This is a genomic window from Pantoea sp. ARC270, assembly GCF_003236725.1.
Classification (GTDB): Bacteria; Pseudomonadota; Gammaproteobacteria; order Enterobacterales; family Enterobacteriaceae; genus Pantoea; species Pantoea anthophila.
In genome coordinates this window covers 21,751-45,967 of record NZ_PUGA01000020.1, presented here as the reverse complement: position 1 = coordinate 45,967, position 24,217 = coordinate 21,751, and the positions used below count along the sequence as shown (strand labels likewise).

Below are 24,217 nucleotides of genomic sequence, written 5' to 3'. Positions count from 1 at the left end.
GTGGGAGTGGCGTGTCAGACGCTGCGGGTCAGTCCCCCATCAATCCGGATATTCTGGCCGGTGATGTAGGCGGCACCTTCGGACAGCAGAAAGGCGATCGTGGCGGCCACCTCTTCAGCCTTGCCGTAGCGTTTCATCGGCACGCTCTGGCGGCGTTCGTCGGTGGCGGGCAGCGAATCAATCCAGCCGGGCAGCACGTTGTTCATCCGGACGTTGTCCGCGGCATAGCGGTCGGCAAAGAGTCTGGTGAAGCTGGCGAGACCGGCGCGAAACACGGCGGAGGTCGGGAACATCTCTGTCGGCTCAAAGGTCCACGCCGAAGAGATATTGACGATGGCCCCGCCGCCCTGGGCTGCCATGATTGGCGCCACCAGACGCGCCATGCGCACAGCGCTGAGGAAATAGACCTCCATGCCTGTCTGCCACGCGTCATCCGTCAGATCGGGAATGTCGGCTCGTGGGCCATGACCCGCCGAGTTGACCAGGCCGTCAATCCGTCCCCAGCGCTGCATGACCTGCTCTACCAGCTGCTGCACATCCGCCTGTGACTGATTGGAACCCGTCACACCGATCCCCCCCAGCTGCCGCGCCAGCGCCTCGCCCTTACCGGAAGAGGATAAGATTGCGACGCGGTATCCCTCATCCGCCAGCCTGCACGCGGCGGCTGCGCCCATGCCCGATCCACCAGCCGTAATGATGGCGACTTTTTCTGCGGTCATCTTTTGCTCCTTTTGCTGTGAAAAACGCATCTTCGCAGGAAAGCGGTGTATTATCGCGCGATAAATAAACCTCCGAGCATGTAGAAAAACTACAGGATAACTATGCCACTCTCACGTCGCGGTCTGCCCTCACTGAATGCCCTGCGGGCGTTTGAAGCCGCTGGCCGGAAGCTGAGTTTCCGGGCGGCGGCGGCGGAGCTGGGCGTCACGCAGGGGGCGGTTGCGCAGCAGATTCGCGCACTGGAAGATCATCTGGGCATCCGCCTGTTCAACCGGCTTGCGCGCGGGCTTGCGCTGACGCCGCAGGGGGCAGCCTGGCTTGCTGACGTGACGCGCGCGTTTGATATGCTGGTCGAATCAACGGACCGATTGCTGGCGCGCCCGGATGTGGTGACGATCAGCGTGACGCCGACCGTCGCCGCCAGACTGCTGATCCCCCGGCTGGGCCAGCTTCAGGCAGACCTTCCTGACATTGAGTTGCGCATCGTCGCCACCGAGGCCCTGTCCGATTTTTCCCGTGATCAGGTAGATATCGCGGTGCGGCTGTCTCGAACCGCCCTGCCCGCGACTCTGGAGAGCGCGCTGCTGTTTCGTCAGCATCTGATCGCCGTTGCCAGCCCACATCTTCTGGAGGGGCTCAGCCTGCCGCTGACAGCCCGTCAGATCGCGTCGCTTCCGCTATTGCATGACGCGCATGACGGCTGGCCACGCTTCCTGCAGCAGGAGGGAAAGCTGCCCGGCGCCCGCTTTAACCAGACCACCCTTGCACTGGATGCCGCGATGGCCGGACAGGGCGTGGCGCTGACGAGCCGGGCTTTTGTGCATGCCGATATCAAAGCGGGTCGGCTGGTTGTGGTGGCTGACGCGGGCGATAGCGCAGGTGACTACTATCTGGTGCGCAAACGCACGGATCTGCCTGGCAGGGCTGCGCAGGCGGTGTGGGAATGGTGCCTGGATCATCTCGGCGAATGTCCCTGAACCGCACATCGCCGATTAAACGCGTTAACCTTCTGATTATCCGTTGATCACAGATAATCACTGACTGAACAGATGAAATCTGCTTCCCTCTTCTGTCCGTTAAGCGTCAAGTTTTCTTATGAACACCCGATATTATTATCAGGCTTCTTTCACACAACATGGAGAGAGTAATGATTAGCTCAATCGATAACGGGTTTAAAGAGAGTGACGTTTTCAGCAAGCAGGAGAGTATGCCCAAAACTATTCCGCTTGCCCGGGAGACGGTAAACAGGCTGATTGCAGATGCCCCTTCTTCGACCACACAGCTCAGCAAGGAGGCAATAGATAAAAACCTGAAAGAAGTGATTCAGATACGCAACAGCACTATCGAAAAAAACAGCAGCACGACGAACGGCATTACCAACGATATCGATACCTGGTTTTCCGCTTTACAGTCCCACTCCTCTCTTTCTGAAACCGATATGTCCGGACTGATTTCCGATGCCCTGCACTCCTATACCGGCTCCGGTAACTCCACAACGCTTTCAATGGATCTGGCCGTCACCCAGGGCATGTTAAATAAACTGGTTGAGCGATTTGTTCCTGCGGATCAGCAGGCTGAGAGTTACCGTGAAGTGGAAAAATTTGTGTCAGATAAGGCCTCTGCACAGGATGCTGTCCTGCAGGATCTGACCCAGCGCTCACTGGATATCGCCCGCCAGTACGGCGACACGGCAGGCGTCACGCAGTTTGAGCAACAGCTGGATAGCATCAGTCACGGTGAGCATGCCACGCAGAAAGAACGGGATGCCATGCTCAGCATCACTGACACCACAGCGAGCAGCGCCGGCTGGTTATCCGCCTTCACGCAGCTGGTGCACAACAGCGGTGATAATGATTTTTTCAAACGCATCAGCTATGACCATATTTCACAGCTGGCAACCCGGATCGAGCAGTTCAATAACAAGGCAAACCATTTTGACGCGGGCTTCTCGCTGACGCAATAACGTGGCCTGAGCCGGGTAATGAGGGGTAAGCCTGACGGGCTTACCTTTTCCCGTTGCCGCTGGTTTTCAGCCGACATATGCTGTATCTTTGCGAACTATCGTACTAGTTCACAAGTGCAAAAATGATGTTCGCTACACTTGAAGAGGTCAGAAAAGAGATTGATCGGATCGATGTTCAACTGGTGAGCATGATTGCTCAGCGTGCTGAATGTGTGAAAGCTGCGGCAACGTTCAAAGCCGATCACGCCGCAGTGCGCGCACCAGACCGGGTGCAGCAGGTCATTGATAAAGTCTGCCGACTCGCGGCGGAGAAAGGACTTCCTGAGGTCATTATTGCGAAGGTGTACAGGAGCATGATTGAGGCGTTCATCGAGTATGAACTTGCGCACCATGCGCAGATCGGCAACAACCCACCTGACCCGGTGAATTAATCCCTGCGTGCGTTCGTGTCATTACCGGGACAGAGGCTGTCTGATGGGGCGAACATGGCGACCGTTATCAGCAGCTTGATCGTTTAATGACGGGCGCAGAATGAGGCCGGCGAACCGGCCTCAGGCATGATCAGATGGCGCAATAAACGCGCGCTTCACGTGGCGTGTAGATACCAAACGTCACCACGCCCAGTAAGCCATTAACAAAGGTCTGCTGCACTTCAACCCGACTGACTTTTTCCTGGCCGCCGCAGACCTGCGCCGCATCAATGCTCTTGCGCTGACCGATACCTGAAACAAAGAACGGCTGGCTGGTGGTTTTCGTCGCCGCGCCAACCTGATTCTGTTTCATTACGAAAGTCTGCTGCGCACAGCCGGTTAAACTCAGAGCCAACAGCGCCGCAACACAAAGCTTGTTCATAAATATCCTTATCGTTTGAAATGTACAAATAAATGCTGAGTGAAATCATCACTCAGCCAGCCATCAGGTTATCGACAGCGAAAACGAAAACATTAGAAATATTTTTGAATGAGGACTGTGCTTCTCGCTCGCCGCAGTGACATGCTCCCTGTAAATGAATACAAGCCTATGCAAGCAAATTATCTAAGTGTAATAACAGCCACAGATGTGCTCTTTTCGCTTATAACGGACACTGGCTTGTTCATAAGTCCCTTCGTGCCAGAAGCGGGCGTCCACGCAGCAATCCTGTCATTCCCATGGTTACGTAATGAAACAGATGACTGATAGTGTTTTTATTACGTAAGGTAAATGCTGATTCCGCAGCTAAATAAAGGAAGTAAGCATGGGTAGATTTCAGGGTAAACGTATACTGATCACGGGCGGCACCAGTGGCATCGGGCTGGCAGGCGCTCAGCGTATTGTTACTGAAGGTGGCCACGTAGCCATTACAGGGCTTAATGAAGAAAGGCTTGAACGTGCACGCGGCTTACTTCCTGCGACATCGCTTATTCTGAAAAGTGATGCTGCAAGCGAAGCTGACATAAACGGACTGGGGGAAGCTATCAGAGGCTGGGGTTCACTTGATGGATTATGGCTTAATGCTGGCTTTGCAGAGGTAGGCTCTCCGGAATCTGTCACTGCAGACTCTTTCAATCATATGATGAATGCTAATGTGCGCGGTCCGATGCTACAGCTGGCCGCGCTTTCCAAATCGCTTAATTCTGGCGCATCCGTTCTGGTAACGTCATCCTCATCGGCATATGAAGGTGCGGCAATGACGAGCCTGTATGCAGCGACGAAAGGTGCCGTTATTGCCATGGTCAAAAGTTGGGCATCTGCGCTGGCTGAACGCGGTATTCGCGCCAACACGTTGGTGCCGGGTCCGATTGAAACTAACTTCAGGCATTTTATGCCAGAGACGTCGCGTCAGCAGTTCGAAGAGTTTGTGTTAAGCCAGGTTCCTTTGGGCCGCGTAGGAACAGCAGAAGAGGCCGCTGCAGTTGCGCTTTTTCTGCTATCCGATGACGCATCCTACGTTACTGGCGGCCAGTATTCTGTAGATGGCGGGCTGATTCATTACTGATTGTTAGCGGGTTTCAGGAAATTAGTTGAAATCAACCGAATAATGTCCGCTTTGTGCCAAAAGCGGACATTGAGATATGCTAATTATGATTCGCAGGTCAACTGAAAGATACAACTTGTACATCTACAAACAGCATAAAATATTAATAGAAAAAACTGAGTAAGTAATCGAACCTTTACGCATTTATTAATGCCACTAAGCTTTAATTATTATGGAAATAACTTTGAAATTAACTTACGCCATAAAGAGCTTTTCTTTACAGTGTCAGCCTATAAACTAGCCCAGGATGGATTTCTCAAATCACTCGGTAATAAATATTTGCGATCGTCATCATCGACAACGAAAGCATCGAGCTTGCTCGCTATCTGCAACATTTTACAATACAGGGCCTCACAGGGCTGCTTAGTGTAAATTCGCCCATCACACCATTCAAGCCAGGGTTGATCATGTGGCTGATGGACATTCCATGTAGCAAAGAAATCACCATTCTTTTTATCTATTGATAATTCTTCATCACTATCAACAAGTTGAAGCCATTCTTCACTCTTAATTGGCTCATTTGCACTATCAAACCAATTTTCTGTTCTTACGATATGAAGTTCCCAGCCCATGAACACCTCCATTTTTTATGAATATTACCGTTATTAGAAATGTTTAAGCTAAAGCCTAAGATTTATGTTGTGAGTATGCACCAAACAATACGAGGTCAGCCAACTTTAATGATCAGATATACTTGTAGTCAAAAAAGATTACTCGGACAGAGCGACAGTGACCTTCCCCACTTTGATTTAGTCATTACGAATCTAGTCATTCAACATCAGTTGTGAGAGTTACGGCTAACGTCCGCAGATCGCTCATAACGGACACTAGCCTGCCGAATTCCGCGTTGTGCCAGAAGTGGACGTGAGTATTTGTGTTCAGGATTGCGCCGGGGCGCCCTGACGGAGTGCGGCAAGTAGTCTTATGATAAATAACGCTGTCTGGCTCGCAGAAGAACTCTGGCTGATAAGCGCCAGCCTGCCCGTTAACTTCTCTGTGAAGGAATAATAGCAATGCCCGGTTCACTGGCTTGCCTTATAACCTACAGGGAGCGTTTAATGCAGTTAACGAGAATGAGCTAAGACGATCTGACTAAGGGCGGTGGCGAGGCAAAGCTGCACGTTTACGGCATAGGTACCTTTCCGGTCTTTTCCGGCCAAAAGCCTTATACCAATGATCCAAATTGTACCTACAAGCCTGACAGTGCCATTCCGATCGGGCGCTACTGGATAGTTCCGCGTCCTGAAGGCAGTATCGCTAACCGGATCAGAGGATGGGCCGTCGACACCTGGAACAGCTCAAATCATTCAGAGTGGTTTGCGCTGTTTAATTCGGAAACGATGAGTGATTCCATCTTCATCAATGGCGTTGCCCGCGGCGGTTTCCGCCTGCATCCTCTTCGTCCAGACGGCTCCGGAGAAAGTGAAGGGTGTATCACCTTCGTACGGCGTACTGATTTCTATACGGTAAGACAGGCGCTGCTCCGGAGAAAAAAAATTCGCGTGCCGGGTTCGAGAAACAGCCTGATGGCATACGGCTATGTTGACGTTCAGGGAGAAAGTAACTTTGCAAACTGCAAAATTCGCTAGAAAAGCAGCGGTTTTTTTCGTCTGCTTTATTGTAGCCTTTATGGTTTCGCGTTACGGGATGCCACTCTATCCGCTGACGGCGTGGCTCGTTGAGCATTCTCACCAAATTTTCAGCAGTTATCAGGATGACGTATACGAAGCTGGTACGGATCCGGTTACGTTCTTTTCCCTTTTGATCGTTATCGCGTTTTACGCTTTAGCCATATATTGGTTAGTTAAAATGGCAATTAAAAAAGTAAAACGTGGATAGGCGGCTTGCAGTAAAAAACGGCGGTTTTATACTGCCCTGCACTTTTGTCTGAAAAAGCAATACCAAAAAGGGTTCGCGAGCGGGTTGTTATATTTATTATGGCAGAACGTCCCTGCTGCTATCATTTGACGTCCGCTTTTCGCTCACAACAGCCCCTCACTGATTAATTGTGCCAAATCAACAAAACCTGTCAGCTAAAGTCTGAGCTGACACACCTCCATACGAGTGTGAACACGGTCAATATGCGACGCTTACTGATAAATAGCCTGTGGAAGCGAAAGCATTTTGACTGGTAAGGCGTGATGGGACTGCCCTGAGTAAATGCTGGAACCCGGTCTGCAGTGATACCATCGCGGAAGACACGGCTGAATTTTATATGCGTCTGCTGCTCCCCCACCCGTCCCGATGTGAAAATTAACGGCTTCAACGGTGGCCTGCTGTACGGCGTACCGGGCGGTTATGAGTTTTATATCGCGCAGTACGGCGTGAAGAGGCCGGTGGGATATGCTCTGGAGGTGACTGATGGCGTGCCGGACTTTCTGGTGATGGCTTTTGATACCCTTGGTCTCCGTCGGACGGCCGGGTGTTTGAAGCCCCTTTTTAAGAAATCTGCACTTTATCTGAGAAGTCAGCTGAGCCTGCTGTCGGGGGAAAATACCGCGAATAATAGAAGAGATAATGGCGATGGCTTCAGGGCTGGCGCTGCCGGAAAGAACAACGCGACATTACCCCAGGGCAGTAAAAAAGAGGCCGCAACGTTATCTGTCGCGGCCCCCAGTAAGCTCTTAACTGACAGGTATTACGTCATTCACGAGCTTTTTATCTCTGCACTTAAGCTGCATCGACGCGGAATTGCTGTGCCCGCTGCGCGAGGCGATCAGAGAGTTCACGCAATTGCGTAGCAGAATTGACCTGATGGGCGTTGAGCGCTTCGTTTTGCTGCAGCTGGTTACTCATCTCCACCACTTCTTGCGCAATTTTACTGACGCGATGACTTTGCGCGATGCTATTTTGCTGTAACTCATCCAACTGTGTTACTACCCCCGAAACCGCGCCACTGATTTGCGTGAACAGCACTTCCAGCGCCTTAACTTTGTCAAAACCATCATTCACATGCTGCTGAGTGTGCTGAATTAAACCATCAATCTGACGTGTTGATTCACCACTCTTTTGCGACAGCAGTCCCATCTCTTTGGCGACAACGGAGAAACTGCGGCCGTACGTTCCGGCGTGAGCGGATTCAATGGCGGCATTTAACGACAGTAATCGGGTTTGCATTGACAGACTATCCAGCATGGCGACAATCCCGGCGATATCGCCCGAGGCAGCAACGATCTGTTGCATTTTAAGTTCCATATTGTCGACTTCCGCGACGCAATTGCGCATCAGAGCATCAGCTGACTGCGCCTCCTGTGTGGCCTGCTGCGAGAGCTGTGCACCAATTTCGACTTCTTCAGACACGCGGTATAAACGCTGTGACAGATAGTGGAAGCTGGCATTCTGCGCCTGATGTTGCTGCATGAACTGTTCGTTATGCTGCTGCATATCTTCTGCACCGGCCGCCACGCTGACCGCAACATTATTAATGTCACTGACAATCTGCTGCAGACCGAAGCGCATCGATTCGATCGACTGAAACAGCTGGCGCGTCTCTAAACACTGGCGACCCGGCGTGTCATGGTTCGGTATCAGGTCGCCTGTTGCAATCTGTTCCAGCTGTCGGTTGGCTCGTCGAAGCGGCAATAGCACGCCGCGCATCAGCAGGCTGGAGGCCAGCACCAGTAGCGCCATCAAAATGGCACTGACGAACAGCGACATATTGCGGCTCTGCTTCAGTGTACTGAGGGTAAGTTGATTCACGCTGCTCAACTGATGGTTGGCCTGTTCAAGCTCGCTGAACCAGGCATCGTTAAACTGCTGCTGGAATGCCTGCATCGGCACAATAAAAAAGGCATTAATGTCATTGGCCGCTAACCCTTTCAACTGCTCTTGCAAACCTTCCGCTAACATCGCGAAGTCCTGAGCCAGGGGGCTGTCCGCTTTAGCATGGTAGGCGGTGAACAGCGACTGGGCTTTTGTTAACGAATCCCTGGAGGCGGCCGCCAGACTTTTCCAGCTATCGACCGAGCCGCTTTGCTGATCCTGCATTAAATAGATACCGGCGCGGTGGCTGTTATCACTGGCGGTGAGCAACTCGATACGTGCTTTATCCAGCAGGGCCAACCTTTCCCGCAGTTGATTGCCTTGCTCAAGTGAAATTTGCGTCTGATTAACGTGATTACTGAGCAGCAGTACGCCCGCGAACTGAAGTAAACAAAACAGCACGATAAACAGCAAAAACTGGCTGCGAAGGCTGGTGAGCCAAAGCGGCATACGCCAGGTAAGACGCATGCGTAAACGTAGCGGTAACGAGATTACAGAAAGGAGTGACATCTAACGGCCCCAAAAAAAATAAAAAAGAGTATTGGGAGTGGGCATGACAATTTGGTGACAGCGGACGCGATTCAGCGCAAAACAGCATAATGCGCGGCCTTAAAAAAAATTATGGCCCTGTGACGCTAAGTTTTTTGGCTAAGATGTTGTTCGATGAGCGGCAAAAGTAGCTGCTCCACAGCAATAAAAACCGGAACCACCATGGAGTTTCCAAGCTGCCCGTACGCCTGAGTATCCGAGACCGGAATACGGAAATGGGCTTTGTTCCGTAGCCTCAAACCCCATCAGTCCGCTGGCTGAACATTCTGCCAGCGCGGCGGCTTCCCTTGAGGAGCAAGCTTTCCTTCTGCGTCAGGCCGTTGCGATCTTTAAAGCCGGCAGGTCTGACGAAGAACTTACTGAAGTTGTAACCCCTGTAAAAGCTGTAAAAAAGACGAGCGTGATGACCACAAAAAGCTCATAGCGGCCGTTGCGGCGCAACGGTCTGTCCAAGACAGAAGCGGATGTTTCCAGCATTGCATTTACTAATCCGCGTAGAACAGATCTTACCGCGTAGTAATGCAAACATGCCGGAATCATCAGGGACGTCTTTTTAAGATACGAACAGGGAAAGGTGCCGGAAACGGCCGTCAGGCAGCAAACAGGCGCTGAGAAGTCTTAATATAAATATCACTATTGAGGTAAAGGGAGGATATTCAAAACTTGTTTTCAGCATTTGAATATCCCGCCATCTGATTTATTCGTTAAGCGACATATCGAATTAGCCGGTTTTGAATGAATCAACCACACGATTCAGATTCACGGTTTCACTCTCAACAAGCATTACTGCTGATGAGGTCTCTTCAGCCAGCGCAGAGTTTTTTTGGGTAACAGTGTCAAGTTCAGAGATAGCAATATTGATTTGCTCAAGCCCCTTGCTTTGCTCATCCGTAGCGGTTCTGATGTTGTGCATTACATCATGTATCTCCAGTATCGCATCATAAACGCCTGAAATTGAATCCTGAGCGACATCAGATAGCTTTGCACCTTCTTCAATTTCCGTTACTGAATCGCTAATAAGATCGCTGATTTCCTTCGCTGACGATGAGCTTTTTTGCGCAAGATTCCTGACTTCTCCGGCTACGACAGCGAATCCTTTGCCGTGCTCGCCCGCCCTGGCTGCCTCAACGGCCGCATTCAGTGCCAGGATATTGGTCTGAAAAGCGATGCTTTCAATAATGCCGGTAATATCATTAATTTTTGACGATTTTTCCTGCATGGTTTTCAACCTGTCTGACAGTGACAGGACTACGGATTTACCCTGTTCAGACTTTGTTCTGGTGTCGTTAATCAGTTCAGAGACATCAGCAGAGTTTTGCGCGTTATTTTTAACCGCCACAGTCATTTCCTCCATACTGGATGCTGTCTGAACAATAGACGCTGCCTGCTGTTCCGTGCGGGCTGAAAGTTCGTTATTGCCTGAACTCACCTCACTGATACCCTTGACAATATTCAGTGACCCCTCTTTTATCTCGGAAATTACCCTGATAAGGCCTGACTGCATCTCACTGAGTTTAAAGAATAATCCCCCTATTTCAGTTTTGCGAGGGAATTCTGTTTTAACCTCACTGGTAAGATCGCCTGACTGAATACGTTCCAGTTGCGCATAAACCTGTGACAGGGGTTGGATAAGCACGTTTTTAAACACCCTGATAAGTCCGAAAATAAATATGAGATTGAAAATTATCATTCCATAGAAAAACACAGTCACCTTAGAGTAAGTCTCGCTGCTTTTTTCGGAAATATGGACGCTGATATCTGCCACCCTGCTTCGCCATGCATCATAATCGCTTTGCATTTTATCCTTATAGGGGCCGGCATTAATCGAGAACATAAGGTTGGCATCCTTCTTATAGCCATTATTTAACGACTGCTGCAAAATGGCTGAATATGCCTGAAAGCTTTTCTGGAGAGATTTTTGTATATCTTCTGGCACTCCCCTGATATCAGCCAGTTGCTGATAGCTGGAAAAATCTTTTCTGGACTGACTAAGGATCTTTTCTCCATGGGCAATAAAATAATTTACTTTTTCACTGCCCGGACCATCTTTTATCAACCACAGAGCAATCCGGTTAGTATCTGCTCTCACCTCGTTTAACTGCGTCCAGATGTCGCTCAAAAGCCGTACTTTTTTACTCACAACGTCAGCGTTTCTGAAATTATCTCTGTCAGACTTTAAATAGTTGAGAAATACTAATCCTACGCAAAGCTGAATAACGATGATGAATATGCCACTGGTGAGCAGTACTCTTGAAAGTTTAAATTTTCTGATGACCGACATTTTAATCTCCCTCTAAAAGATAAAATTTCTATCGGCAGCGTTACTGGTAACATTAGCTTTTTCTGATGAGATGAATGCACTATTAATTTGAGAAAATGCTGATAAAACAACCGAATTACTTTATTGTTATCTTTAAATTAAATTTGTTACATTCTTATTAAAAATAAATGCGAAGGTATTTTACGTGCAGGCAGGATAAAATTTTGAAGATTTGTTTTTTTACAGTAACCCAGTCTCTTAATAAGAAAAACGCTTTGAAATGTAACGAAGGTATGTATTTAAATATCTGTATGTAAGCAGACGTTTACTCTGGGTGGTTTCTGGCAAATTAATAAAATGTATATGACTGACTTCGTTCGAAAGGCTCAGGAAACACTGCCAGAATCTGCTTCTCGCTCATAGCAGACACAACCCTGCTAACAGCACCTGTTCTGTGGCTACGCTCTGTAACACCCTTACGAACGTCCGCTATCCACGGGATGTGCATCCGCCTGATGTGAATTTTCTGCACCGCCACTCAGGTATCTGCACCCGAAGCACCCAGAAGGCACAAATGAGCCTGTTACGGCTCATTTGTGTCATTCAGGGGTGACGATCACCTTGGAGCGCTCAAAACACTCAGTCCGCCATGCCTGAAACCTGCTCAGCCACTCCTCTCTCTCCCTTCTCACGCCCGCTATCCGTCAGCGATGCCCTTACCTGCGGCAGGCTTTCCGGGTAGTTCTGCTGAATAAACTCGATCATCTTTTCCCGCACATAGCAGCGTAAATCAAAGGCGATTGGTGAGTTCTGCGCGGTCATCAGCATCCTGATGGTCATGGTTTTCTCGGTGGTATCGGTCACCTGAAGCACCTGAGTTTCCCCATCCCAGAGTCGGGTTTCGCTCAGCACCTTTTCAAAGTGCGTCCGCAGAGGCTCAAGCGGCATTGAGTAGTCCACATAGAGAAAGACCGAACCGAGAATCTGAGCGTTGTTGCGCGTCCAGTTCTGGAACGGATTCTCGGTAAAGTAGGTGATTGGCAGCACCAGGCGGCGCAGATCCCAGATCCGCACGACCACATAGGTCAGGTTAATCTCCTCAATCCAGCCCCACTCTTTCTCTACCACCACCGCATCATCAATTTTAATCGGCTGGGTAAAGGCGATCTGGATACCGGCGAACAGATTGACCAGCGACTTCTGTAGCGCAAAACCTATGATAATCCCCGCCACACCGGCCCCTGCCAGGATGGTGGTGCCAAATTTACGCACGCTCGGGAAACTCAGCAGAATCAGCGACAGGCAGAATAACACCAGAATGACAATAACCACTTTTTTGACGTAGATAATCTGTGTGCGGATTTTACGCGCGCGCAGATTATTAGAGATATTGATGTCGTAGCGGATATAAAGCATATCCTGCGCCACATTGGTCAGGCGTATTAATACCGAGCAAAACGACATAATAATAAAGACATTGATGATATTGGTAATTAAATCCAGCGAGTCAGGATGGAAGTTAATGTAATTAAGACCCACATTGATCATTAATAACGGGATGAAAAAGAACATCGACCCACTGAGGTGCTTCTCCAGCGATTTGAACAGCTTCCTGTCGCGACTCTGCCAGTAGCGGATAAACGCGAGCAGGATAAGACGGCCCAGGAAACCCAGTACAAATGAAAGCGAGACGAGTAATACAACAGGTACCCATGACGGGAAACCAGATAACTCACCGAATAACAATGGCATTATTTTCCCTTTTAGTAAGCTGACAACACCGGGTTGTCAGATAAGTGACACATGCAGTAACCGTTGTCTTCACGGTCATCCGTCTGTAATACAATCAATGGGTTCAAGTATGAACCATACCTGCAAAGTTGACAGGAAAAGCCTCGGCAGCCCGCGCCCCTGATGCGCCTCTTTTGCTTTTCAGCCAGGGCGGACAGTGACAGAAGTTGCCTGCGGCCCTGGCCAATATCATTAACCCGCCTGATATAACCGTTTCGCTTTTCTGACCCTTTTCGTTCCTTTGGGACAACAAAAATTGCTGCCGTACTCACTATAACCCCCGCTAAATGTAGACGACAGAGTCTTGTCTGCTAATTTTAAACTGTGCCCCGCCGTCGCTGAGAAAAACAACAATATGATTAATAGCATTAAACTTTCTGCTGATTTCCGCCGCAGTTTTCTGTGTGAAGTGCTGGTACCGCTGGTCGCCATCCTGCTGCTCACCTTTGCGGGTGCCGGCACGGCGCTGTTTATCGGCACCTCGCTCACTAACGCCGAAGCCCGGCAGCAACAGCAGCGGATGATTGAAGCCTCGTTTTCGCAGAGCCTGAATGAACATCTGCGCCAGCTGCACAGCCTGTCGCGCTGGGCGCCGCTTGAGCAGCACCTCTCAGCGAGCAACAGCGACCGCTGGCTGGATGAGAACATCGATGAATGGCTCTACGAAATGTTCGGACATCAGCTGATTATGGTGCTGGATCAGCAGAACCAGATCTTCAGAGTCTGGCGCGAGGGCCAGCCGGTCGCTGCGCCGGATAGCGATCTGCTGGCGGGTGAGGTGTTGCAGAGTACGCTGGTCACCGATCCGGCGCGCCCGGACAGGGCCGACTATGCACGGGTCACGAACCGTGCCGCCGCCCTGGCCGTCGGCAATATTCAGCAGGAGAGCCGCACCCTGCCCCGTTTCCGGCTGGTGAGCCTGAAATTTCTGGATGATGGCTATCTGGCGAGCCTGGCGGAACGCAATCAGCTTCAGGACCTGCACTTCACGGACGGCACAGCGCAGCCAGGCAGTGCAGCGCGCTATCTGCTGGTGGCGCAGGCGGGCGATCCGGTGGGGTATCTGGAGTGGGTCCCCTCCCGTCCCGGTGCACAGATGCTGCGGACCATCGGCCCCTCAACCGGGCTGGCGGTGCTGGCGATCTCCCTGCTGTGTCTCTATATGGTGTGGCGGCTCTGGCATTCGCTGGTCAGCCTGTCGCAGTCGATGCTGCGGCTCGGCGCCTCAGAGGCGCAGGCACAGCATCTGGCGTTTCATGATGTGCTGACCGGTCTGCCCAATCGCGCGCTGGTTGAAGAGCGCATGACGCAGGCACTGGCGCTGGCGACGCGTCACGATCAGCGGGTGGCCCTGCTGCTGATCGATCTCGACCGCTTCAAAACCATCAACGACACCTATGGTCATCACGCTGGCGATGAGCTGATCATCGCCGTGGCGCAGCGCCTGAGCCGGATCGTGCGCGCCAGCGACACCGTGGGACGCATCGGGGGTGATGAATTTATTGTGGTGATGCCGGATGTCGAAAACCTGGGCCAGGCGCAGAGTCTGGCCCAGCGCATCGTCGACGAGCTGGCCCTGCCAGTGACGCTGTTTGGCAGCGAGGTATGGAGCGGTGCCAGTATCGGGCTCTCCCTCGCGCCCAGAGACGGTATCGATCGGCTGGAGCTGATGCGCAAAGCGGATATCGCGCTGTATGAAGCCAAAAGCGGCGGGCGTGGCAAATATCGGCAGTTTGAACGGGCGATGGATGAGTCGGTGCGCACCCGCCAGGCGATTGCAGCGGATCTGCGCTCGGCGCTGCAGAGCCGTCAGGGGCTGGAGGTGTGGTATCAGCCGCTGATGGATATCGGCGGTCAGCAGATGGTCGGCATTGAGGCGCTGCTGCGCTGGCACCACCCGACACGCGGCCTGATCGCACCCGGTGAGTTTATTGCGATTGCCGAAGAGACCGGCCTGATTATGCCATTGGGTGAGTGGGTGCTCGCTGAAGCCTGTGCCACGCAGCAGCGTTTCCCGACGCTGCTGGTGGCGGTCAACGTCTCGCCCGTGCAGTTCCGATCGGCGGGCTTTGTCGAGCGGATTATGGCGATTGTCAGCCAGCACGGCGGCGACCCGAGGCGTCTGGAGCTGGAGATCACCGAAGGCGTGCTGATTGAGGATGAACGGGAGGCGCGCGCGATTATCGTGGCGCTGCGTGAAGCGGGTTTCCGCATTGCGCTGGATGATTTCGGCACCGGCTACTCCAGCCTTAACTATCTGAGTACCTTCCCGGTCGATAAAATCAAAATCGATCGCTCTTTCACCCAGTCGCTGGGCGTGGCAGAAAATTCCGTGGCGATTGTGGAGTCGGTGGTGAAACTGGGGCATGCCATGGGCCTGATGGTGACGGCGGAAGGTGTCGAGACGCCGGGACAGATGTCGGCGCTGGCGGATGCAGGCTGTAATCAGTTGCAGGGCTATCTCTTCAGTCAGGCGGTGCCCGCCGATCAGCTTGCGGCGCTGATGACCTCCGCCGCGCCAGAGACGACGCCGCAGGCGTAACGGCCGGAAGGATAGCCTGAACGCATCGGTGCGCCCGGGCTATCCGTATCAGAGTCAGATCGCTAAGCGCCCAGGCTGTCCAGCAGCGCCGCAGACGAGGCGACCGCGCCGAAAATGCCGCCCTGCATATGGATCATGCTCAGCGCCGCCTCGTGGTGACGCCGTTCAGTTGCCGCGCAGCAGTCGGAGAGCACCAGACACTCAAAGCCGCGATCGTTGGCTTCGCGCAGCGTGGTGTGAACGCAGACATCCGTCGTGATGCCGGTCAGGATCAGATTGCGGATGCCGCGGCTGCGCAGAATCAGCTCCAGATCGGTGGCGTAAAACGAGCCTTTGCCCGGCTTATCCACCACCACTTCGTCCGGCAGCGGCGCCAGCTCCGGGATAATCTCCCAGCCCGGTTCACCCCGCACCAGAATGCGGCCACACGGCCCCACATCGCCAATCCCGGCATTCATCCGCCGCGACCGCCAGCGCTTATTGGCTGGCAGGTCACTGAGATCGGGCCGGTGCCCTTCGCGGGTATGAATAACCGGAAACTGCCGCGCACGCATCGCGGCCAGCACCTGCTGCAGCGGGGCGATGGGCGCACGGGTCAGGCTGACGTCATAGCCCATGCTATCGACATAGCCACCCACGCCGCAGAAGTCGGTCTGCATATCAATGATGATCAGGGCAGTGTCAGCCGGGGTAAAATGGCCATCGAACGGCCAGGCGTAGGGGGTGGAATTAACGCTGTAGTCGGGCATGACTGTTCTCCATTTCCGGGCGCGGCATGCGCAGTTTGCTAATCAGGCTGTAACTGAGGGCGGCCGTGACCAGGCCAATGACGGCTTCACCGAACTGCGGAAAGGCCACATGAGCGATCACCGCACAGAGGCTGCCAATCGCCCAGGCGGCGAACGCGGTACCGCGAAAACGCTGTGCCGGACGCTGTTCGCTGATGCGCGCCATGAAGATCAAATCCACGATCATCACCGCGCCAAACGGCGGCACCACGATGCCCAGCAGGCTGAGCCACTCCAGGAAGTAAGACCAGACTCCCGCCAGTGCCAGCACGCCGCCGATGCCACCCAGAATCAGCGTCCAGAGCCGCATTTTGCTGCTGAAGAGATGACTGAATCCCACCGCGCCGTTGTAAAGACAGTGTGTGCAGACCGATCCGAGGTTAATGAAGACAAACAGACAGGCGACCACCGAGAGAAACGCGCTGTGGCCCATCAGCATCGGCAGGAAGTTTCCGCCGTTGGTCAGCGGGTCAACCGCCGCGCCCACCGCCACAATCACCACGCCGAACAGGTAGGAGATCACGTTGGCAACCGGGAAAGCGGAAAAAGCCGCGATCACCGCCGAGCGGCCATTCTTCGACCAGCGGGTAAAGTCCGCGGTCATGGTGCCGGAGTCGGCGAAACCGGCGACCACCATCGTGACCGCGGTGCCCATACTCATGGCACCCGCCGCGCTGGCGCTGCCCTGCCACTGCGTGACGACGGCGAAATCATGATCCCGCCCTATCAGCCACAGCGCCACGATGCCGAGCACCACAAACAGCGGCGCGGCGATCATCCCCAGCACCGACAGCGCCCGCACGCCCAGAAAGGTAATGCCGGTGTAGAGCAGCATGGCAAAGGCCGTCACCGCCAGCGCGTTCCAGCCAAAGGTCTGATTAATTACCGTGCCGGTGAGGCCGGTCTGAAAGGCATACCAGCCGATCACCACCGTCGAGAGAAAACCGGAGACCAGGATATAACCTTTGCTGCCAAAGGTGCGCCGGGCCTGCAGGGCGAAATTCATGCCGCTGTTGCCGGCGAACCAGCTCAGCGCACCGACATAGGCGAACAGCACCAGATTTCCCAGCAGAATGGCGATCAGTGCAGGCCAGAAGCCCAGATGCCAGGTGATGATGCCGCCAAATAACGCATTGGTGAGGATCATCGGAAAACCGAACCAGACTGCCGAGACCGAGCGGGTGGAGTGACGATGCGACACTGGCACCGGCTGGTGTTCAAACTCCTGCTCCAGCGCAGGTGAAGACGATGTTTTCATTGTGTGATTCCCGGTTGAAGGTGATTCCACGGCTGAATGCGCTCGAAAGCGGCACTGGCAGCCAGCACTAAGGCATCATCAAGATGCCGTCCGACAATCTGGAGACCCACGGGCAGGCCGCGGGCGGTAAAACCGGCGGGCACCGACGCCGCGGGCTGACCAGTGAAGTTGAACGGATAGCAGAATGAGAGCCAGTGATCGCTGCGGACCATGCGCCCCGCAATGATTTCCGGCCCCTGGCTTCCCAGCGGAAACGGCGGCACTGCCAGCGTCGGAGTGATCAGCAGGTCGTAATGCTGCATAAAGCGCCACAGGCTGTTGCTGACCGCTTTGCGCACCGCGATGGCGTCAGTGAAGTTTTCCGCCCGCCACTCACGCTGCAGCATGGCGATCAGATGGGGTGACATGGCGCTGCCCTGCTCCGCCATCATCTGACGCATGCCGGTAAGATCGCTCTCCATCGCCACCAGCGCACCGAAAGCGGCGGCCGGATCGCTGAAGCCAGGATCGGCCAACTCCAGTTCCGCGCCGGTTTCAGCGGCAAAGCGCTGCACGGCCGCACTGACCACCGCCCGCACTTCCGGGTCCACCGCGACATAACCCAGGTCTGCGCTGAACGCGATGCGCAGTTTGCTGGCTGGCTGCCGGAGCGCGCCCAGCCAGTCAACGTCGCTGCAGGGGATGGAGTGACGATCCCGCATGTCCGGGCCCGCCATCAGTGACATCATCAGGGCGGCATCGCGCACGGTGCGCGTCATCGGGCCGATGTGCTCCAGCGACTCCCAGCTCGACACGCCGGGATAGCGTTCATCGCGGCAGCCGGGCCAGAGCGGCACCCGCCCCATCGACGCCTTGAAACCAAAGATGCCGCAGTGCGCCGCCGGAATGCGAACCGATCCGCCCCCATCACTGCCCAGCGCAATCGGGCAGAGCCGCGCCGCAACGGCCGCACCGGAGCCGGCACTGGAGCCGCCGGGCGTCATCTCAGTATTCCAGGGATTACGCGGCGACGGAAACAGCGGATTGTGCCCGACCGCGCTGTAGCCAAACTCCGGTGCGGTGGTTTTACCCAGCAGAATGGCATCGGCGGCCAGCAGGCGTTCCACCGTGATGTCATCCTCTTCCGGCACGAAATCCCGGTAAGCCGCCGAACCGGAGGTGGTTCTGACACTGGCCGTGCAGATCAAATCCTTCACCGCCAGCGGCACCCCTGCCAGCGCGCCCAGCGTCTCTCCGCGAGCGCGACGGGCATCCAGCGCCCTGGCCTGCGCCATCGCCAGTTCGGGTGTGGGGGTACAAAAGGCCTGTATTGCCGGTTCCCGTTCCGCCAGTCGCTCCAGTGCGGCCCCGGTCAGCTCGCAGGCTGACACCTCCCCGCTGCGGATAAGTGCGGCCATCGTGGTGGCATCTTCGTCTAATAAGGAGTCAAACATGGATTACCTCGCCAGAATTGTACCCGTCAGGTAGTGCATGAACCGTGCCAGCTGACACCAGGCCGGGCGCTCTGAAGCAGGGATGCCAGATGGAATACGGCCTGGGATACAAGATCGAATTCTTATGGTGGCGGACGGGCTTGCCTGTTTATTTTTTCAGCACGATGATGGCGCAGGTCTGCGCGATAAGGGGGCGTGACTGGTGAATGGTCTGGCAGAGAGGTGTTTGAGGGTCTGGCGTGCCTGGTAAGCTAGAAGAACTGAACGCACGCGAAAGGCAGGAAGCTAACATCCCCGATTAGCGCTTAAAGGCCCATATACGGGCCTTTCCTGTTTTTAAATCGCTTCTGGTTTAACCGCAGCGGCTTCATGCCACCTGCAACTCACTGCGATTCCGGAAAATCGGTCTCCACCGATGTCTGTTTCCACGCCTCAATCTCCGCCAGCCGCTCTTTGAGTTTGCTGGTCACGGCGTCATGGCCCCAGGCTCCCATCACCAGATGCCGGGGCGGATGATCATGTTCAGTAATTGCGATCATCGCTGCGGCGGCGCGTGCCGGATCGCCCTTCTGCGTGCCGCTGTAGTCGGCGGTGGCTTTCATTCGCGCGGCGGCGGTCTCTGCATAGTCCGGCAGCGTGCTTGGCGTCTGATGCAGCGAGCGTCCGGCCCAGTCGGTGCGGAACGGGCCTGGCTCGACGCAGGTAACATGAATGCCCAGCGGCCCGGCCTCCTGGGCCAGCGCATCGGACCAGCCCTCCACCGCATGTTTGCTGGCGGCGTAATAGCCTGAGCTGGCAAAGCCGATCAATCCGGCCACCGAGGTAATGTTGATAACGTGCCCCCTGCGCGCCTGGCGCATCGCGGGCAGCACGGCGCGCGTCAGGGCAAACAGACCGAAGACGTTAGCGTCAAACTGGGCGCGGATTTCGCTCTCCACCCCCTCTTCAATCGAACTCTGATAGCCGTAACCGGCGTTGTTCACCAGCACGTCAATCGTTCCGAACGCACCGATGGCCGCCTGCACCGCCTGATCGATACTCGCCTGCTGCGTGACATCCAGCGCGACCGCCAGCGCATTATCATGACCTTCCACCAGATCGGCCACGGCCGACAGGTTCCGGGCCGTCACCACCACGTTAAAACCTCGCGCGATAGTCTGCTGCGCCAGTTCCCGACCAAAACCGGTCGAACATCCTGATATAAACCAGACTGGGCCTGATTGAGCCGCCATAGTAGGACTCCTGTTGCGTTTGATGAAGCGATAAGACCCGGATACGAACGTATCCGGGGAGAGACAGATAAGGCTAGCGAGGCGCCATCGCCTGGCTTAGCCCTTCGTGCTTTTATGAAAAAGCTGGCTGGCGGTGTCGCTGATGATCTGCGCTGCGCCGCGATCGCCCTTCGCCATGGAGGCCATAAAGGCTTTTGCCTGTTTAAAGGTGATATGCGGCGGTAGCGGCGCCACTTCCGGATCGGTTTTCACCTCAAGCAGGACCGGGCGATCGGCGCTGAGCGCCTGCTGCCAGGCCCCCGCGAGGTCGTCAGGGTTATCCACGAAAATACCGACCATGCCCAGCGAGCGGGCAAATTCCGCGTACTTCACGTCCGGCACCTGCTGCGAGGCGTCAAATCGGGGGTTGCCCTCCATCACCCGCTGCTCCCAGGTCACCTGATTGAGATCTTCGTTGTTAAACACGCAGACGATCAGGCGCGGATCTGCCCACTGCTGCCAGTATTTCTGGATGGTGATCAGTTCAGCCATGTTGTTCATCTGCATGGCGCCGTCACCCACCAGCGCCACCACCGGTTTATCCGGGTGCGCAAATTTCGCTGCAATGGCGTAAGGCACCGCCGCGCCCATGCAGGCCAGCCCGCCGGAGAGCGAGGCCCGCTGCCCCTGTTTGACGCGATAGTCGCGGGCAAACCAGTTGGCACAGGAACCGGAGTCAGAGGTGACAATGGCGTTGTCCGGCAGCTGCGGGGACATCTCCCACACCACCCGCTGCGGATTGACCGGGTTCGCCGGTGCCATCGCGCGCTCCTCCATCAGCGTCCACCAGTCACGCACCTGAACCGCAATCCCTTCCTGCCAGCTGCGATCCTCTTTGTGCTCCAGCAGCAGCAACAGCGCGCGCAGGGTTTCTGCCGCATCGCCGTGCAGATTCACTTCGCTGGGGTAGCGCAGGCCGAGCATGGCGGGATCGATATCGATCTGCACCGCTCGCGCCTTGCCCTCCTCCGGCAGAAATTCGGTCCAGGGGAAGCCGCTGCCGATCATCAGCAGGGTGTCGCAGTTCTGCATTAAATCGGATGAGGGTTTGGTGCCGAGCAGGCCAATCGAGCCGGTCACAAAGGGCGCATCGTCCGGCAGCACATCTTTGCCCAGCAGCGCTTTTGCCACACCGGCCCCCAGCACATTGGCGACCTGCACCACCTCGACAGCGGCATTGCGTGCGCCTGCCCCGATCAGAATCGCCACTTTTTTACCGGCGTTGAGCACCTCAGCGGCGCGTTGCAGATCCTCCTCATAGGGGATCACTTTCGGCCGCTGATAGCCACTGCCGGAGTGGGTGAAGCCGTGCAGGTGCTGCGGCGGCTGCCAGGCTTCATCCTGAATGTCTTTCGGCAGGATCACCACCGCCACGCCATTCTGCGCTTTGGCAATCCGCACGCCACGATCAAGCAGGTGACGCACCTGCGCCGGGGTGGCGGCTTCCTGAACGAAGTTCGCCACATCCGAGAAGATGCGGTCCAGGTTCATCTCCTGCTGATAACTGGCCCCGCGCGCGGTCGCTTCCGCCTGTCCGGCAATCGCCAGCACCGGCGCATGGTCCATTTTTGCGTCATAGAGCCCGGTCAGCAGATGGGTCGCACCCGGCCCGCCGGTTGAGAGGCAGACACCCAGCTCACCGGTGAATTTCGCGTGACCGGCCGCCATAAAGGCGGCCATCTCTTCGTGCCGCACCTGAATAAATTCGATGCCGTCCCCTTTGGCGTTCGCGCGTTGGATGGCCCCCAGCACGCCATTAATCCCGTCCCCCGGATAGCCGTAAATGCGGCTCACACCCCACTCTTTCAGGCGCTGGACAAAAAAATCACTGGTTTTCATGCTCATCGTCGCGGTTCCCCTTGTAGTCCATGCAGACTTAAAGCGTAGTCGACGATGCGCCATCGCCGTTAATTGTTCGCCATAGCCGGGTAGCGCTGACGCAAATCACTGAATATCTGCGCCATGTCCGCCGTTTCGCCTGCCTCTGCGACCGCCCGGAAAACCTGGGTTTTCAGGAAGTGACGCCAGCTGACCGGCGCGGCGGCAAGAAAGGTGGTCAGTGACTGATAGCGCTGCGGTGTCCAGAGTTTTTCAAAGCGCTGACGCGCCTCGCCATGCTCAAAATGGTGCGTGACCCGTTGCGGCATGGCAGCACGCAGTTGCTCAGTCGCGACCCGATCCACGCGGTTATTCACCACCACCACGCCATACTGCGCCCTGGCGGCGTCGAGGCTGAGGTAACCGCAGCGCACATCCTGCAGGACCGCCTCCGCATCGCGCTGTGACGGCAACCCGTAGCCCCCGGCACCCGGCCCGCGGACTTCGACCACGTCCCCCGGCTGGCAGTGGATCACATCGGTGTTGCCATGCCGGATGACCTCGCCGTTGCGCCGGGTCTGGAAGTGGGAGAGCGCCCCGCTCTGTCCGCCCACCACCCCCGCCGAGGCGAAGACCGAGCGGTTGCGGTTGCGCGCGGTAATCGTGGTGTTGGGCGAGAAGATCTCGAACGCCATCTCTGTCGCCAGGCCGCCGCGATAGTGACCCGCCCCGGCACTGTCCTGCGCCAGGCCGTAGCGGTGAAAACGGATCGGCACTTCTGCCTCGTTAATCTCAATCGGGGTGTTTTTCAGGAAGGCGGAAAGACCGCCGGAGCCGTCAGGGCCATCGTGACGCGGGGTGCCGCCTGCACCGCCGCCCACCGGGCCCAGCGAGGCCACCACGCTGCGGTTGTGCGTCTGGGTGCGGATATTCATGATCGAGTTGCCACCGGGCGAGTTGGCGGGCAGACGGTCGGGCATCGCCAGTGAGAAGACGCCGACGGTGGCAATCTGAGACAGCGCACAGGTCAGCGAACGCATGCCTACCGCAGCGGGCGCCTCGCAGTTCATGACCGTGCCTGGCGGCAGAATGGCGCGCGTAGGCCGCAGTGTGCCCGCGTTAAGCAACAGGGAGCGATCCAGCGTGGAGAGCACATAGGTGACGCCGACCAGCGCCAGCGGATGTCGCTCCCGTCCGCCCGTGGGCATGTTCAGCGACGAGGCCAGCTGCGGGTCGCTGCCGGTGTAATCCAGCTCAAGCCGATCGCCCTGCACCCGCAGCGTGACGGCGATGCGGCAGGGATAGCCCCCCTCGCCATCCTCATCGGCGTAGTCGGCATAAAAGTATTCACCGTCGGGAATGGTCGCGATGATCGTGCGCGCCTGCGCCTCGGCGTAATCCAGAATGCCTTCAATGCCCTGCAGGAAATCGTCGATGCCAAAGCGGGCAATAATGTCGTGAATTTTCCGCTCGCCCACGTTGACCGAGGCCAGCTGTGCCTTGAAGTCACCCCAGTTCTGGTCCGGCACCCGCACGTTGAGCCGCATGATGCTGGCGACCTCTTCGTTGAGCTGACCCTGTCGCATGATCTTCAGCGGCGGGATGCGAATCCCCTCCTGCACAATGTCGATCAGCGAACGCGACAGCGAGGCGGGCACGGCCCCGCCGACATCGGTGTTGTGAATATGTCCCACCACGAAACAGACAATCTCGCCCTGGTGGAACACCGGTTTCCAGATGTGGATGTCGGGGGAGTGGGTCGCGACGTTTCCGGCGTAGGCGTCGTTGGTGATGCAGATGTCCCCCTCGGCATACTCCTCTATCAGCGCCAGCACCGGCGCATAGTCGATGCCGCTGTACCAGGGCGCACCAAAACTGCGGGGTGAGGCAAACGCCAGCCCGCTGCGGCTGACAATCTGGCAGGAGAAATCTTCCGTCTCCTTAACGAAGGTGGAGTGCGCAGTGCGCATCAGCGTAAAGGCCATCGCATCGGCGGCGGCAGCGCAGTAGTTCGCCAGGATCTGTAAGTTACGTCCGTCAATCGCCAT

At 55.5% G+C, this 24,217-nt stretch carries 20 protein-coding genes; 8 read left to right on the top strand and 12 right to left on the bottom strand.

The features are described 5' to 3' along the window. Nucleotides 1–14: 14 nt before the first annotated feature. Nucleotides 15–719, bottom strand: a complete 705-nt coding sequence (locus CKF42_RS10985) for an SDR family oxidoreductase (protein WP_046102127.1) — start codon at nucleotides 717–719, stop codon at nucleotides 15–17. A gap of 102 nt (nucleotides 720–821) precedes the next feature. Between CKF42_RS10985 and CKF42_RS10980 the strand changes: the two genes are divergently transcribed. The 3 genes from CKF42_RS10980 (at nucleotide 822) to CKF42_RS10970 (ending at nucleotide 3,114) form a co-directional block, all read left to right on the top strand. Then, a complete protein-coding gene (locus CKF42_RS10980; RefSeq protein WP_111208188.1) occupies nucleotides 822–1,697 on the top strand; it encodes a LysR substrate-binding domain-containing protein in 876 nt (291 codons plus the stop codon). Between the two features lie 170 nt (nucleotides 1,698–1,867). Continuing rightward, nucleotides 1,868–2,683: a hypothetical protein gene (locus CKF42_RS10975; RefSeq protein WP_009089456.1), complete on the top strand. Its 816-nt coding sequence runs from the start codon at nucleotides 1,868–1,870 to the stop codon at nucleotides 2,681–2,683. Between the two features lie 122 nt (nucleotides 2,684–2,805). Then, nucleotides 2,806–3,114, top strand: coding sequence for a chorismate mutase (locus CKF42_RS10970; protein ID WP_111208187.1), 309 nt, complete (start codon nucleotides 2,806–2,808; stop codon nucleotides 3,112–3,114). 130 nt (nucleotides 3,115–3,244) lie between these two features. Here CKF42_RS10970 and CKF42_RS10965 read toward each other — a convergent pair whose 3' ends face one another. Next, nucleotides 3,245–3,535, bottom strand: coding sequence for a Bor family protein (locus tag CKF42_RS10965; RefSeq protein WP_058957645.1), 291 nt, complete (start codon nucleotides 3,533–3,535; stop codon nucleotides 3,245–3,247). Between the two features lie 382 nt (nucleotides 3,536–3,917). On the opposite strand from CKF42_RS10965, the gene CKF42_RS10960 reads away from it, so the two are divergent. Beyond that, nucleotides 3,918–4,658, top strand: coding sequence for an SDR family oxidoreductase (locus CKF42_RS10960; protein WP_111208186.1), 741 nt, complete (start codon nucleotides 3,918–3,920; stop codon nucleotides 4,656–4,658). Between the two features lie 269 nt (nucleotides 4,659–4,927). Here CKF42_RS10960 and CKF42_RS10955 read toward each other — a convergent pair whose 3' ends face one another. Then, nucleotides 4,928–5,269 (bottom strand): hypothetical protein, encoded by a 342-nt coding sequence (locus CKF42_RS10955; RefSeq protein WP_111208185.1) that lies wholly within the window; start codon nucleotides 5,267–5,269, stop codon nucleotides 4,928–4,930. Between the two features lie 516 nt (nucleotides 5,270–5,785). Between CKF42_RS10955 and CKF42_RS10950 the strand changes: the two genes are divergently transcribed. The 3 genes from CKF42_RS10950 to CKF42_RS21070 all read left to right on the top strand — a co-directional run bounded on the left by CKF42_RS10950 (nucleotide 5,786) and on the right by CKF42_RS21070 (nucleotide 7,438). Next, entirely contained in the window at nucleotides 5,786–6,286 is a 501-nt protein-coding gene (locus CKF42_RS10950) for a DUF2778 domain-containing protein (protein ID WP_233501038.1), read from the top strand. Beyond that, nucleotides 6,264–6,536 (top strand): hypothetical protein, encoded by a 273-nt coding sequence (locus tag CKF42_RS10945; protein ID WP_111208184.1) that lies wholly within the window; start codon nucleotides 6,264–6,266, stop codon nucleotides 6,534–6,536. The genes CKF42_RS10950 and CKF42_RS10945 overlap by 23 nt, the downstream gene beginning before the upstream one ends. A 407-nt stretch (nucleotides 6,537–6,943) precedes the next feature. Next, a complete protein-coding gene (locus tag CKF42_RS21070; protein WP_146239934.1) occupies nucleotides 6,944–7,438 on the top strand; it encodes a hypothetical protein in 495 nt (164 codons plus the stop codon). Here the strand turns inward: CKF42_RS21070 and CKF42_RS10940 are convergent. From CKF42_RS10940 to CKF42_RS10930, 3 genes are all read right to left on the bottom strand, one after another. Further along, nucleotides 7,368–8,969 carry a methyl-accepting chemotaxis protein gene (locus CKF42_RS10940; protein WP_111208183.1) on the bottom strand — a complete coding sequence of 534 codons (1,602 nt, stop codon included), beginning with the start codon at nucleotides 8,967–8,969 and terminating at the stop codon, nucleotides 7,368–7,370. The genes CKF42_RS21070 and CKF42_RS10940 overlap by 71 nt on opposite strands. 760 nt (nucleotides 8,970–9,729) lie before the next feature. Continuing rightward, nucleotides 9,730–11,289, bottom strand: a complete 1,560-nt coding sequence (locus CKF42_RS10935) for a methyl-accepting chemotaxis protein (protein WP_111208182.1) — start codon at nucleotides 11,287–11,289, stop codon at nucleotides 9,730–9,732. A 618-nt stretch (nucleotides 11,290–11,907) separates the two neighbouring features. Next, a complete protein-coding gene (locus CKF42_RS10930) occupies nucleotides 11,908–13,020 on the bottom strand; it encodes a mechanosensitive ion channel family protein (RefSeq protein ID WP_058957638.1) in 1,113 nt (370 codons plus the stop codon). A 394-nt stretch (nucleotides 13,021–13,414) separates the two neighbouring features. Here CKF42_RS10930 and CKF42_RS10925 point away from each other — a divergent pair, with 394 nt between their 5' ends. Further along, the gene (locus tag CKF42_RS10925; protein ID WP_111208181.1) at nucleotides 13,415–15,601 is read left to right on the top strand and encodes a bifunctional diguanylate cyclase/phosphodiesterase; all 2,187 of its coding nucleotides are present in this window, start codon (nucleotides 13,415–13,417) and stop codon (nucleotides 15,599–15,601) included. 62 nt (nucleotides 15,602–15,663) lie between these two features. On the opposite strand, the gene CKF42_RS10920 is transcribed toward CKF42_RS10925, so the two are convergent. The 6 genes from CKF42_RS10920 to CKF42_RS10895 form a co-directional block, all read right to left on the bottom strand. Beyond that, the gene (locus CKF42_RS10920; protein ID WP_111208180.1) at nucleotides 15,664–16,350 is read right to left on the bottom strand and encodes a cysteine hydrolase family protein; all 687 of its coding nucleotides are present in this window, start codon (nucleotides 16,348–16,350) and stop codon (nucleotides 15,664–15,666) included. Beyond that, nucleotides 16,331–17,647, bottom strand: a complete 1,317-nt coding sequence (locus tag CKF42_RS10915) for a cytosine permease (RefSeq protein WP_009089438.1) — start codon at nucleotides 17,645–17,647, stop codon at nucleotides 16,331–16,333. The genes CKF42_RS10920 and CKF42_RS10915 overlap by 20 nt, the downstream gene beginning before the upstream one ends. After that, on the bottom strand, nucleotides 17,644–19,080 hold the full coding sequence (locus CKF42_RS10910) for an amidase (RefSeq protein ID WP_111208179.1): 1,437 nt from the start codon (nucleotides 19,078–19,080) through the stop codon (nucleotides 17,644–17,646). The genes CKF42_RS10915 and CKF42_RS10910 overlap by 4 nt, the downstream gene beginning before the upstream one ends. Nucleotides 19,081–19,463: 383 nt before the next feature. Continuing rightward, nucleotides 19,464–20,312, bottom strand: a complete 849-nt coding sequence (locus CKF42_RS10905; protein ID WP_009089430.1) for an oxidoreductase — start codon at nucleotides 20,310–20,312, stop codon at nucleotides 19,464–19,466. A 96-nt stretch (nucleotides 20,313–20,408) separates the two neighbouring features. Beyond that, nucleotides 20,409–22,196, bottom strand: a complete 1,788-nt coding sequence (locus tag CKF42_RS10900; RefSeq protein WP_111208178.1) for a thiamine pyrophosphate-requiring protein — start codon at nucleotides 22,194–22,196, stop codon at nucleotides 20,409–20,411. 62 nt (nucleotides 22,197–22,258) lie between these two features. Continuing rightward, nucleotides 22,259–24,217 carry a hydantoinase B/oxoprolinase family protein gene (locus CKF42_RS10895; RefSeq protein ID WP_111208177.1) on the bottom strand — a complete coding sequence of 653 codons (1,959 nt, stop codon included), beginning with the start codon at nucleotides 24,215–24,217 and terminating at the stop codon, nucleotides 22,259–22,261.

What these genes read in the sequence shown, in the direction of transcription:
- CKF42_RS10940 (WP_111208183.1), bottom strand. Translation starts at nt 8,969, where the DNA reads ATGTCACTCCTTTCTGTAATCTCGTTACCGCTACGTTTACGCATGCGT.
- CKF42_RS10895 (WP_111208177.1), bottom strand. Translation starts at nt 24,217, where the DNA reads ATGGCGATTGACGGACGTAACTTACAGATCCTGGCGAACTACTGCGCT.
- CKF42_RS10935 (WP_111208182.1), bottom strand. Translation starts at nt 11,289, where the DNA reads ATGTCGGTCATCAGAAAATTTAAACTTTCAAGAGTACTGCTCACCAGT.
- CKF42_RS10970 (WP_111208187.1), top strand. Translation starts at nt 2,806, where the DNA reads ATGATGTTCGCTACACTTGAAGAGGTCAGAAAAGAGATTGATCGGATC.
- CKF42_RS10930 (WP_058957638.1), bottom strand. Translation starts at nt 13,020, where the DNA reads ATGCCATTGTTATTCGGTGAGTTATCTGGTTTCCCGTCATGGGTACCT.
- CKF42_RS10920 (WP_111208180.1), bottom strand. Translation starts at nt 16,350, where the DNA reads ATGCCCGACTACAGCGTTAATTCCACCCCCTACGCCTGGCCGTTCGAT.
- CKF42_RS10960 (WP_111208186.1), top strand. Translation starts at nt 3,918, where the DNA reads ATGGGTAGATTTCAGGGTAAACGTATACTGATCACGGGCGGCACCAGT.
- CKF42_RS10975 (WP_009089456.1), top strand. Translation starts at nt 1,868, where the DNA reads ATGATTAGCTCAATCGATAACGGGTTTAAAGAGAGTGACGTTTTCAGC.
- CKF42_RS10915 (WP_009089438.1), bottom strand. Translation starts at nt 17,647, where the DNA reads ATGAAAACATCGTCTTCACCTGCGCTGGAGCAGGAGTTTGAACACCAG.
- CKF42_RS10925 (WP_111208181.1), top strand. Translation starts at nt 13,415, where the DNA reads ATGATTAATAGCATTAAACTTTCTGCTGATTTCCGCCGCAGTTTTCTG.
- CKF42_RS10905 (WP_009089430.1), bottom strand. Translation starts at nt 20,312, where the DNA reads ATGGCGGCTCAATCAGGCCCAGTCTGGTTTATATCAGGATGTTCGACC.
- CKF42_RS10965 (WP_058957645.1), bottom strand. Translation starts at nt 3,535, where the DNA reads ATGAACAAGCTTTGTGTTGCGGCGCTGTTGGCTCTGAGTTTAACCGGC.
- CKF42_RS10910 (WP_111208179.1), bottom strand. Translation starts at nt 19,080, where the DNA reads ATGTTTGACTCCTTATTAGACGAAGATGCCACCACGATGGCCGCACTT.
- CKF42_RS10900 (WP_111208178.1), bottom strand. Translation starts at nt 22,196, where the DNA reads ATGAGCATGAAAACCAGTGATTTTTTTGTCCAGCGCCTGAAAGAGTGG.
- CKF42_RS10955 (WP_111208185.1), bottom strand. Translation starts at nt 5,269, where the DNA reads ATGGGCTGGGAACTTCATATCGTAAGAACAGAAAATTGGTTTGATAGT.
- CKF42_RS10980 (WP_111208188.1), top strand. Translation starts at nt 822, where the DNA reads ATGCCACTCTCACGTCGCGGTCTGCCCTCACTGAATGCCCTGCGGGCG.
- CKF42_RS10985 (WP_046102127.1), bottom strand. Translation starts at nt 719, where the DNA reads ATGACCGCAGAAAAAGTCGCCATCATTACGGCTGGTGGATCGGGCATG.